Annotated in this window: 11 protein-coding genes; 6 read left to right on the forward strand and 5 right to left on the reverse strand. The window is 71.5% G+C overall.

Annotated features, from left to right (window positions below):
- The 3 genes from macS to CCN44_RS28895 form a co-directional block, all read left to right on the forward strand.
- The coding region (macS, locus tag CCN44_RS28885) for a MacS family sensor histidine kinase (RefSeq protein ID WP_086700790.1) at positions 1 to 1,062 on the forward strand (1,062 nt) is incomplete at its 5' end.
- Entirely contained in the window at positions 1,059 to 1,736 is a 678-nt protein-coding gene (locus CCN44_RS28890; protein ID WP_059248864.1) for a response regulator, read from the forward strand. The genes macS and CCN44_RS28890, both read left to right, overlap by 4 nt.
- A 111-nt stretch (positions 1,737 to 1,847) precedes the next feature.
- Positions 1,848 to 2,876 (forward strand): 6-phosphofructokinase, encoded by a 1,029-nt coding sequence (locus tag CCN44_RS28895; RefSeq protein WP_059248863.1) that lies wholly within the window; start codon positions 1,848 to 1,850, stop codon positions 2,874 to 2,876.
- A gap of 56 nt (positions 2,877 to 2,932) precedes the next feature.
- Here CCN44_RS28895 and CCN44_RS28900 read toward each other — a convergent pair whose 3' ends face one another.
- Positions 2,933 to 4,804: an anthranilate synthase family protein gene (locus CCN44_RS28900; RefSeq protein WP_086700793.1), complete on the reverse strand. Its 1,872-nt coding sequence runs from the start codon at positions 4,802 to 4,804 to the stop codon at positions 2,933 to 2,935.
- Between the two features lie 112 nt (positions 4,805 to 4,916).
- Entirely contained in the window at positions 4,917 to 4,973 is a 57-nt protein-coding gene (locus tag CCN44_RS47895; RefSeq protein ID WP_208887084.1) for a trp operon leader peptide, read from the reverse strand.
- Positions 4,974 to 5,080: 107 nt separating this feature from the next.
- Here CCN44_RS47895 and CCN44_RS28905 point away from each other — a divergent pair, with 107 nt between their 5' ends.
- Both CCN44_RS28905 and CCN44_RS28910 read left to right on the forward strand, forming a co-directional pair.
- Positions 5,081 to 6,433, forward strand: a complete 1,353-nt coding sequence (locus tag CCN44_RS28905; protein ID WP_086700796.1) for a class II 3-deoxy-7-phosphoheptulonate synthase — start codon at positions 5,081 to 5,083, stop codon at positions 6,431 to 6,433.
- Between the two features lie 149 nt (positions 6,434 to 6,582).
- Positions 6,583 to 6,807: a (2Fe-2S)-binding protein gene (locus CCN44_RS28910; protein ID WP_059248860.1), complete on the forward strand. Its 225-nt coding sequence runs from the start codon at positions 6,583 to 6,585 to the stop codon at positions 6,805 to 6,807.
- Positions 6,808 to 6,835: 28 nt separating this feature from the next.
- On the opposite strand, the gene bfr is transcribed toward CCN44_RS28910, so the two are convergent.
- The gene (bfr, locus tag CCN44_RS28915) at positions 6,836 to 7,354 is read right to left on the reverse strand and encodes a bacterioferritin (RefSeq protein WP_059248859.1); all 519 of its coding nucleotides are present in this window, start codon (positions 7,352 to 7,354) and stop codon (positions 6,836 to 6,838) included.
- A 171-nt stretch (positions 7,355 to 7,525) separates the two neighbouring features.
- On the opposite strand from bfr, the gene CCN44_RS28920 reads away from it, so the two are divergent.
- Positions 7,526 to 8,158 carry a sulfite oxidase-like oxidoreductase gene (locus tag CCN44_RS28920; protein WP_059248858.1) on the forward strand — a complete coding sequence of 211 codons (633 nt, stop codon included), beginning with the start codon at positions 7,526 to 7,528 and terminating at the stop codon, positions 8,156 to 8,158.
- 9 nt (positions 8,159 to 8,167) lie between these two features.
- On the opposite strand, the gene CCN44_RS28925 is transcribed toward CCN44_RS28920, so the two are convergent.
- Both CCN44_RS28925 and CCN44_RS28930 read right to left on the reverse strand, forming a co-directional pair.
- Positions 8,168 to 8,689, reverse strand: a complete 522-nt coding sequence (locus tag CCN44_RS28925; RefSeq protein WP_059248857.1) for a DUF4396 domain-containing protein — start codon at positions 8,687 to 8,689, stop codon at positions 8,168 to 8,170.
- Positions 8,690 to 8,764: 75 nt separating this feature from the next.
- The coding region (locus CCN44_RS28930; RefSeq protein ID WP_086700799.1) for a deoxyribonuclease IV at positions 8,765 to 9,622 on the reverse strand (858 nt) is incomplete at its 5' end.

The raw sequence follows: 9,622 nt of genomic DNA on the forward strand, positions 1-9,622 counted from the left end.
ACCCTGCCCAAGGTGGCGAGCGCGGCGAGCTGCACCCGGCGGTTCCTGGGCGCCGACCTGACCGTCGCCCTCGTCGGCATCCTGCTCACCCCGGTCGCCGACAGCCAGGAGCGGATCGCGGGCGGCGGACCCACGCTGCCGTCGATATGGACCGCCGGCGCGGTGCTGGCCTTCGCCATCAAGGGCGGCTGGCGCTGGGCGGCCGTCGCCTCCACGGCCGTGGCCGCGGTCAACCTGATCGAGCGCGGCCACCCCGCCCGGGACACCGTGCACAACGTGATCCTGGTCTGGGTGGCGTCCATCGCGATCGGTTACGTCGTGGAGGTGGCCCGCGCCTCCGAGCGCACCCTCGCCCGCGCCCTGGAGATCGAGGCCGCGACCCGGGAGCGGGAGCGGCTGGCCCGGGACATCCACGACAGCGTGCTGCAGGTGCTGGCGATGGTGAAGCGCCGGGGCGCGGCGCTCGGCGGCGAGGCGGCGGAGCTGGGCCGGCTGGCCGGGGAGCAGGAGGTGGCCCTGCGCACGCTGGTGTCGGGCGGTCTGGTGCCGGTGTCCCGGGTCTCGGAGGACGCGTCCGCCGGAGCCGTCGTGCGCGCCGTCGAGGAACCGGACGAGGACGGTCCGGACGGCCCGGACGGCCCGGTCGACCTGCGCACCCTGCTGGCCGGCTACGCGTGCGCGCGGGTCAGCCTCGCCGAGCCCGGTGCCCCGGTGCCGCTGCCGCCGGCCGCGGCCCGCGAGGTGGCCGCCGCGGTCGGGGCGGCCCTGGACAACGTGCGCCGGCACGTCGGGGAGGAGGCGCGGGCCTGGATCCTGGTGGAGGACGAGCCGGACGAGATCTTCGTCACCGTCCGGGACGACGGCCCGGGCATCCCCGAGGGCCGGCTGGCGCAGGCCGAGGGCGAGGGCCGGATGGGGGTGGCCCTGTCGATCCGGGGCCGGCTGCGCGACCTCGGCGGCAGCGCCGAGATCCTGTCCGTCCCCGGGCAGGGCACGGAAGTCGAACTGAAGGTACCGAAGGGCGCCGTGCGGGCGCGGGGGAAGAAGGCGGAGCAGCGATGACACAGCAGCAGGACCCGATCAGGGTCATGGTGGTGGACGACCACCCGATGTGGCGGGACGCGGTCGCCCGTGACCTGGCCGAGTCCGGCTTCGAGGTGGTCGCCACCGCCGGCGACGGCGAGCAGGCGGTCCGCCGCGCCAAGGCCGCCGCCCCCGACGTCCTCGTGCTGGACCTCAACCTGCCGGCCAAGCCCGGCGTCCAGGTGTGCAAGGAACTCGTGGGCCACAACCCGGCGTTGCGGGTCCTGGTGCTCTCGGCGAGCGGCGAGCACGCGGACGTGCTGGAGGCCGTGAAGTCCGGTGCGACCGGCTACCTGCTGAAGTCGGCCTCCACCGAGGAACTGCTGGACGCGGTGCGCCGTACCGCCGTGGGCGACCCGGTGTTCACGCCGGGCCTCGCCGGGCTGGTCCTCGGCGAGTACCGGCGGCTGGCCGCCGAACCGGTGCCCGCCCCGGACGCCGAGGAGCCGGGCGCGCCCCGGCTGACGGACCGGGAGACGGAGGTGCTGCGGCTGGTGGCGAAGGGCCTGAGCTACAAGCAGATCGCCGAACGTCTGGTCATCTCCCACCGCACGGTGCAGAACCACGTCCAGAACACCCTCGGCAAGCTCCAGTTGCACAACCGGGTGGAGCTGGTGCGGTACGCGATAGAGCGCGGCCTCGACGACGAGTAGAGCGCCCTTCCGGCCAATGCACCCGAATCACCCTTCTCGCCTCTCCCGATGTGACCTGAATCACCATTAGCGTGACGGGGAGTCAGGTCACCGCGGTGAAGGGACATTTCCATGCGGGTCGGAGTACTGACCGGAGGCGGCGACTGCCCCGGGCTCAACGCCGTCATCCGGGGCATCGTCCGCAAGGGCGTGCAGGAGTACGGCTATGACTTCGTCGGCTTCCGGGACGGCTGGCGCGGCCCCCTGGAGGGCGACACCATCCGCCTCGACATCCCCGCGGTGCGCGGCATCCTGCCCCGCGGCGGCACCATCCTCGGCTCCTCGCGCACCAACCCCCTGAAGGTGCAGGACGGTATCCGCCGCATCAAGGAGAACCTGGCCAAGCAGGAGATCCGGGCGCTCGTCGCGATCGGCGGCGAGGACACCCTCGGGGTCGCGGCACGCCTGTCCGGCGAGTACGGGGTGCCCTGCGTCGGCGTACCGAAGACCATCGACAACGACCTGTCCGCCACCGACTACACCTTCGGCTTCGACACGGCCGTCAACATCGCCACCGAGGCCATCGACCGGCTGCACACCACCGCCGAGTCCCACATGCGGGTGCTGGTGGTGGAGGTGATGGGCCGGCACGCCGGCTGGATCGCCCTGCACTCGGGCCTGGCCGGCGGCGCCAACGTCATCCTCATCCCGGAGCAGCGCTTCGACGTCGACCAGGTCTGCGACTGGGTCACCTCCCGCTTCCGGGCGTCGTACGCGCCGATCGTGGTCGTCGCCGAGGGGGCCATGCCGAAGGACGGCGACATGGTCCTCAAGGACCAGTCGCTGGACTCCTTCGGGCACGTCCGGCTCTCCGGGGTCGGCGAGTGGCTCGCCAAGGAGATCGAGAAGCGCACCGGGAAGGAGGCCCGCACCACCGTCCTGGGGCACGTCCAGCGCGGCGGCACCCCCAGCGCCTTCGACCGCTGGCTCGCCACCCGCTTCGGTCTGCACGCGATCGACGCCGTCCACGAGGGCGACTTCGGCACGATGGTCGCCCTGCGCGGCACCGACATCGTCCGCGTCCCGATCGCCGAGGCCACCGCCCGGCTGAAGACGGTCGACCCGAAGCTGTACGAGGAGGTCGGGGTCTTCTTCGGCTGACGGCGGCCCCGGAGGGAAGGCACCGCGGCCCCGGAGGGCGCCACCGGCCCGGGCGGCTACACGGTCGTACGGCGCAGCTGACCGATCAGCTCCCGTACGACCGCCGCCCCGTTCAGCGTCAGGACCGACTCCGGGTGGAACTGCACGCCCGCGAAGCCGGGGCCGCGCAGGGCGTGCACCTCGCCGTTCGCCGCGCGGCTCACCCGCACGCCGTGCGCCGCCAGCTCACGGGCCGCCTGCTCGTCGCAGCGCGCGACGAAGCTGTTGTAGAAGCCGACCGTCTCCGGCCGCCCGAACAGGTCGATCTCCGTCTGCGCCCCCTGGTGGGGCACGTCCTTGCGGACGATCTCCAGGCCCAGCTCCGCCGCAATCAGCTCGTGCCCGAGACAGACGCCGAGCACCCCGTGCCGGTGCGTCCGGACCGTCTCGGCGGTGAGGTCCCGCAGGAACCGCATCTTGGGGTCGCCGAGGTCGGCGGGGTCACCGGGGCCGGGCCCGAGGACGACCGTCCCCTCGTGCGCCCGCACCGCCTCCCGCAGCCCCGGCTCGTCGTACCGCCGGACGGTCACGTCGAGCCCGTTCGACCTGAGGACGTGCGCCAGCATCGCGGTGAAGGTGTCCTCGCCGTCGACCACGAGGGCGTGGCCCGTGAGCACCTCCGAGCGCTCCTGCATCCGCAGCCAGAACGGCGCGAGGGAGGACCGGCGCCCGTCCAGCGCGGCCCGCACCCGCGGGTCGTCGGCCAGCCGGGGCCGCTCCCGCTCCGCCCGCGGCCGTCCCGGCCGCACCCCGAGGGCGGCCAGCACCCCCGCCGCCTTCGCGTGGGTCTCCGCGACCTCGCCCGCCGGGTCGGAGCCGCGCACCAGCGTCGCCCCGACGGGGACGCGCAGCCGCCCGTCGGCGCGGATGTCGGCGGTGCGGATCAGGATGGGGGAGTCGAGGGTCTGGGCGCCCCCGGAGTCCCGGCCGAGCAGGGCGAGCGCACCGGCGTAGTACCCGCGCCCCGCACCGTCCCGCCCGAGGGGCTCGTACCGCTCGATCACCCGGCACGCGTTCTGCACCGGCGACCCGGTCACCGTCGCCGCGAACATGGTCTCCTTCAGCACCTCCCGCACGTCCAGGGAGGACTTCCCGCGCAGCTCGTACTCGGTGTGCGCGAGATGCGCCATCTCCTTCAGCCGCGGGCCGACGACGACCCCGCCCATGTCGCCGACGGTGCACATCATCTTCAGCTCCTCGTCCACGACCATCGACAGCTCCTCGATCTCCTTGCCGTCGGCGAGGAAGCCGAGCAGATGCTCGGGGGTCGGGCCCTCGGCGGGATAGCGGTACGTCCCGCTGATCGGGTTCATCACCACGGTGCCGCCGCTCATCCGCACGTGCACCTCCGGGCTCGCCCCGACCAGCGTCTGCTCCCCGGTGTGCACCACGAACGTCCAGTACGCGCCCCGCTCGCCGGCGAGCAGCCGCCGGAACAGCGCGAGCGCGTCCGCGCGGCCGAAGCCGGGGATCTCGCCCTCGTACGTGCGCCGGATCACGAAGTTCGCGCCCTCGCCCCGGCCGATCTCCTCGCGCAGCACCCGCCCGACGATCTCGCCGTACTCCTCGTCGCCGACGTCGAAGCCGCCGCCCTCGACCCGCACCTCGTGCGCCGGGAGCTGCTCCAGCGCCTCGGCGAGCGGGATCTCGTACGACTCCTCGGGGGTCAGCACCAGCAGCGGGGTGCCGTCGTCGCGGACGTCGAAGCCGCGCTCGCGGATCTGCCGGAACGGCACGAGGGCGAGCCCCTCGTCGGGCAGGTCGGCGAGCCGCTCCCGGCGGGACACCGGGCCGAGCAGCAGCTCCACCAGGCCGTCGTCGCGGCCCGGGGTGCGGCGGCGGAGCAGCGCGAAGGGGCGGGGGTCGCTCAGCAGCTGTGCCAGGTCCATGGTTCCTCTTCCGTCGATGTGATCGGTGTGATCGATATCGGCGAGGAACGACCCCGGATACGCCGAAGGCCGCCCCTCGGGCGGCCTTCGCGAAGTATGGTCGTACGCGCGATCAGTGGGCCGCCGAAGAAGCGGTCCACCACCAGTTCCGGGTCGAAAGCGCGAACATGCGAGGAACCCTACCGCACCCACCGGACCGTCCACGGGGCAATCGCTCCGTCTCACCCTTCGAGCCGGAAGAAAAAACACCCGACACGACCCCGTAATGTTTACGAGGTGACCGTGAACGCTAAGACCAGCGCGAGCGCTGGCAACACCTGGCGAGACCTGCCCGCGGCGCAGCAGCCCGAGTACCCCGACCCCGAGGCTCTGCGCGCAGTGATCGCGGACCTCGAGTCGTATCCGCCGCTCGTCTTCGCAGGCGAGTGCGACCAGCTGCGCGCCCGGATGGCGGCCGTCGCCAAGGGAGAGGCGTTCCTCCTCCAGGGCGGCGACTGCGCCGAGGCCTTCGACGCGGTGTCCGCCGACCACATCCGCAACAAGCTCAAGACGCTGCTCCAGATGGGCGCCGTCCTGACCTACGCGGCCTCCGTGCCCGTGGTGAAGGTCGGCCGCATCGCGGGGCAGTACTCCAAGCCCCGTTCCAAGCCGACCGAGACCCGTGACGGCGTGACGCTCCCGGTGTACCGGGGCGACTCCGTCAACGGCTTCGACTTCACCGAGGCCAGCCGCATCCCGGACCCCGAGCGGCTCAAGCGCATGTACCACGCCTCGGCCTCCACGCTGAACCTGGTGCGCGCCTTCACCACCGGCGGCTACGCCGACCTGCGCCAGGTGCACGCCTGGAACCAGGACTTCGTGCGCACCTCGCCGTCGGGCCAGCGCTACGAGCAGCTCGCGCGCGAGATCGACAACGCGCTGAACTTCATGCGGGCCTGCGGCACCGACCCGGAGGAGTTCAAGACCGTCGAGTTCTACTCCTCGCACGAGGCGCTGCTGCTCGACTACGAGTCCGCCCTGACCCGGGTCGACTCCCGCACCGGCCAGCTGTACGACGTCTCCGCGCACATGGTGTGGATCGGTGAGCGCACCCGGCAGCTGGACCACGCGCACATCGAGTTCGCCTCGCGGATCCGCAACCCGATCGGCATCAAGCTCGGCCCGACCACGACGGCCGAGGAGGCGCTGCAGTACATCGAGCGTCTCGACCCCGAGCGGGAGCCGGGCCGGCTGACCTTCATCGTCCGCATGGGCGCCGGAAAGATCCGGGACAAGCTCCCCGAGCTGGTCGAGAAGGTCACGGCGTCCGGTGCGACGGTGGCCTGGGTGACCGACCCGATGCACGGCAACACCTTCGAGGCGGCCTCCGGGCACAAGACCCGCCGCTTCGACGACGTGCTCGACGAGGTCAAGGGCTTCTTCGAGGTGCACAAGGCGCTCGGCACCCACCCGGGCGGCATCCACGTGGAGCTGACCGGCGACGACGTCACCGAGTGCGTGGGCGGCGGCGACGAGATCTTCGTGGACGACCTGCACCAGCGCTACGAGACGGCCTGCGACCCGCGCCTGAACCGCAGCCAGTCGCTGGACCTCGCGTTCCTCGTGGCCGAGATGTACCGGGACCAGTGACCGGGGACCGATGAACCCTCCTGGGGCGCGGATCACACCGGATCCGCGCCCCACCCACTTTTGCGGGTGCGGTGGGATGGGTAAGGTTAGGTTTGCCTCACCGGAAGGGGAAGGCACGAACGAGCGACCCCGTCGGGAGGTGAGTCCGCGTGTACGTCTGCAGCTGCTTCGGCATCACCGAGGCCCAGGTCAAGCAGCACGCGGAGAACGGCGCCTGCACTCCGCGCCAGATCGCCTCCGCCTGCAAGGCGGGCACCGACTGCGGCGGCTGTGTCCGGCGCATCCAGGCGCTGCTCGGCCGTGGGGCCTGCCCGCGCCGGGAGCTGATCGACCAGCGGGCCCCGGCTCTCGTACCGCTGGACGACGCCGCCTAGCGTCCCCGCTCGTGGCGGCGCGTGCCGCTCAGTGCGTGGAGAAGCCGCCCGTGCCCGGACCCGAGGAGTCGGGCTGGCTCTGCTCGATGACGGTCGACAGGTAGAGCGCCTCGCCCAGCTTGTCCACGAGTTCCAGCTGCGTGTCCAGGTAGTCGATGTGGTGCTCCTCGTCGGCGAGGATCGCCTCGAAGATGTTCGCCGACGTGATGTCGTCCTTCTCGCGCATCACCTGCACGCCCCGGCGCAGCCGGTCGATGGCCTCGACCTCGATCTGCCGGTCGGCCTGGAACATCTCGGTCACCGTCTGACCGATCCGCACATGGAAGAGCCGCTGGTAGTTGGGCAGCCCGTCGAGGAGCAGGATGCGGTCGGTGAGCACCTCGGCGTGCCGCATCTCGTCGAACGACTCCGCCCGGGTGTACTGGGCGAGCTTCGTCCAGCCCTTGTGATCCTGGAGCTTGGCGTGCAGGAAGTACTGGTTGATCGCGGTCAGCTCGGCGGTCAGCTGTTCGTTGAGAAGTTCGATGACCTCGGGGTCGCCTTGCATGGCTGTGGGCTCCTTCCAGGTGGACCCGGTCGATAGCGCCGCATGATTGCACCGGCGAGAAAGATCGTCCAGTAAGTGCGTACTTAGTAAGTACGCCCTGAGTCAGTATGAGTTGTCCGGTTCGGGGGTGCGTGGTCAAGGGCACTGCCCGAGGTCTGTCAGGATGGATACATGGGTCATCCGGTGGAGCGAGAGTCTGGGGCAGCGGCAGGTTCCGAGCTTCCGCCGGGTCAGCGGCTCCAGCGCGGCTGGCCGGTCACGCACTACGGACCGGTCCCGAAGTTCCGGCCCGAGCGCTGGGAGTTCCGGGTCTTCGGTGCCACCGCCGACGGTGACAAGCACACCTGGAACCACGACGAGTTCACGGCCCTGCCGTACACCACGGTGGTGGCCGATCTGCACTGCGTGACGAAGTTCAGCATGGTCGGTGCGGAGTGGGGCGGCGTCCCGGCCCGCGCGATCCTGGACCTGGCCCCGCCGGCGCCGGACGTCACCCATGTGATGGTCTGGGCGGAGTACGGCTTCAGCTCCAACCTGCGCCTGTCGGACTTCGCCTCCGACCGCACGATCTTCGCCACCCACAAGGACGGCGAGCTGCTCACCGCCGAGCACGGCTTCCCGGTCCGCCTGATCGTGCCCCACCTGTACGCCTGGAAGGGCCCGAAGTGGGTCCGGGGTGTGGAGTACATGACCGCCGACCGCCGCGGCTTCTGGGAGGAGCGCGGCTACCACAACATCGGCGACCCCTGGAAGGAGCAGCGCTACTCCTACCAGGAGGAGCCCGGGGACGGCCCCGAGCTGTGACTCCCGGTCTCAGTGGTGGTACTGGTGCACCACCGCGTGCCCCTTGCCCCGGCCGATCATCCACTTGTTGACCGGGGTGGTCGCCAGGAAGGCGATCACCAGGGAGGCGGCCAGCGCGCCCCAGAACAGGGTGTCGCCCAGGTGCGCGTCCATGGCGTTCGGCCACAGCGCGATCACACCGTTGTCGATCAGCTCCATCACCGCGATCGACAGCGTGTCCGCGGCCAGGGCCACGCGGACGGCGGCCTTGAAGCCGACGCCGGCCTTCAGTACGCCGCGCAGGGTGAGCGAGTAGCCGAAGAAGAACGCGAGCACGATCGCCAGGGCCATGGTCGGGGCGTTGCCCCAGCCGAGCCAGGTGCCGATCACCATGCCGAGCACCTCGCCGATGGCGCAGCCGGTGAGGCAGTGCAGCGTCGCCTGCGCGGCCATGGCCCAGGTGGCGGCGGGTGCGTGGTGGTGGTGTGCCTGCTCGTGCGTGTGGTCGTGCGTCCGGTGGTGTGCGTGCCCGCTGTGGGTCTCGTGCTGCATGACTGCCCCCATGTCGAGTGACGGCTCCTGCGACCAGCAAGAACCGTATACCCCCCTGGGGTATTCCTCAACGGGTCAGTCGTCGCGGAGTTTCTTCAGCCGCTCCACGTCCGCCGCGTGCCCCTCCCTGCCGCCGGGCGTCTCGATGACCAGCGGTACGCCCTCGGTCGCCGGGTGCGTCATCAGCGCCCGGAACGGGTCCTCGCCGATGTGGCCGGCGCCGATGTTCGCGTGCCGGTCCTTGTGCGCGCCCACCACGTCCTTGGAGTCGTTGGCGTGGATCAGCTTCAGCCGGCCCTCGCCGACCGTCTCCACCAGCAGATCCAGCGTCCGGTGCATGCCGTCCGGCCCGGTCAGGTCGTGCCCGGCGGCGAAGACATGGCAGGTGTCCAGGCACACGCCCAGCTTCGGATGGGCGTCCAGCGCCTCGAAGTACGGCCCGAAGTCCCAGGTCCGCGAGCACAGCGAGGCCCCCTGCCCGGCGGTCGACTCCAGCAGCAGGAACGGGTCGTCGTCGTGGGTCAGCTCGTCCAGCAGCGGCAGCAGGTGCGTGCGTACCTGCTTGAGCGCCACGTCCCGCGCCCGCCCGCCGGTCGCGCTCCCGGTGTGCACCACCACGCCCAGCGCGCCGATCTCCCGCCCGCGCCGCAGCGAGTGCCGCAGCGACTCCACCGACCGCTCCACGGTCGCCTCGGTGTGCGAGCCGAAGTTGATCAGGTACGGCGCGTGCACGTACGCCGGGATCGACTCCTCGGCGCACGCCTGGCGGAACGCCTCGTCCTGCCGCGGGTTCCCGGCGGGCGTGGCCCAGCCGCGCGGGTTGGCGACGAAGACCTGCACGGCCTCCGCCTTCAGGTCACGGGCGTACGACAGCCCGACGGAGTGCAGTCCGCCGGCCACCGGCACATGGCCGCCGACGGGGTTGCGGGGGAG

Source organism: Streptomyces tricolor, from assembly GCF_002155905.1.
GTDB lineage: Bacteria > Actinomycetota > Actinomycetes > Streptomycetales > Streptomycetaceae > Streptomyces > Streptomyces tricolor.

Bases quoted from the DNA above. Each gene is read 5' to 3' on its own strand.
- CCN44_RS28890 (WP_059248864.1), top strand. From the start codon at position 1,059: ATGACACAGCAGCAGGACCCGATCAGGGTCATGGTGGTGGACGACCAC.
- CCN44_RS28895 (WP_059248863.1), top strand. From the start codon at position 1,848: ATGCGGGTCGGAGTACTGACCGGAGGCGGCGACTGCCCCGGGCTCAAC.
- CCN44_RS28900 (WP_086700793.1), bottom strand. From the start codon at position 4,804: ATGGACCTGGCACAGCTGCTGAGCGACCCCCGCCCCTTCGCGCTGCTC.
- bfr (WP_059248859.1), bottom strand. From the start codon at position 7,354: ATGCAAGGCGACCCCGAGGTCATCGAACTTCTCAACGAACAGCTGACC.
- CCN44_RS28920 (WP_059248858.1), top strand. From the start codon at position 7,526: ATGGGTCATCCGGTGGAGCGAGAGTCTGGGGCAGCGGCAGGTTCCGAG.
- CCN44_RS28925 (WP_059248857.1), bottom strand. From the start codon at position 8,689: ATGCAGCACGAGACCCACAGCGGGCACGCACACCACCGGACGCACGAC.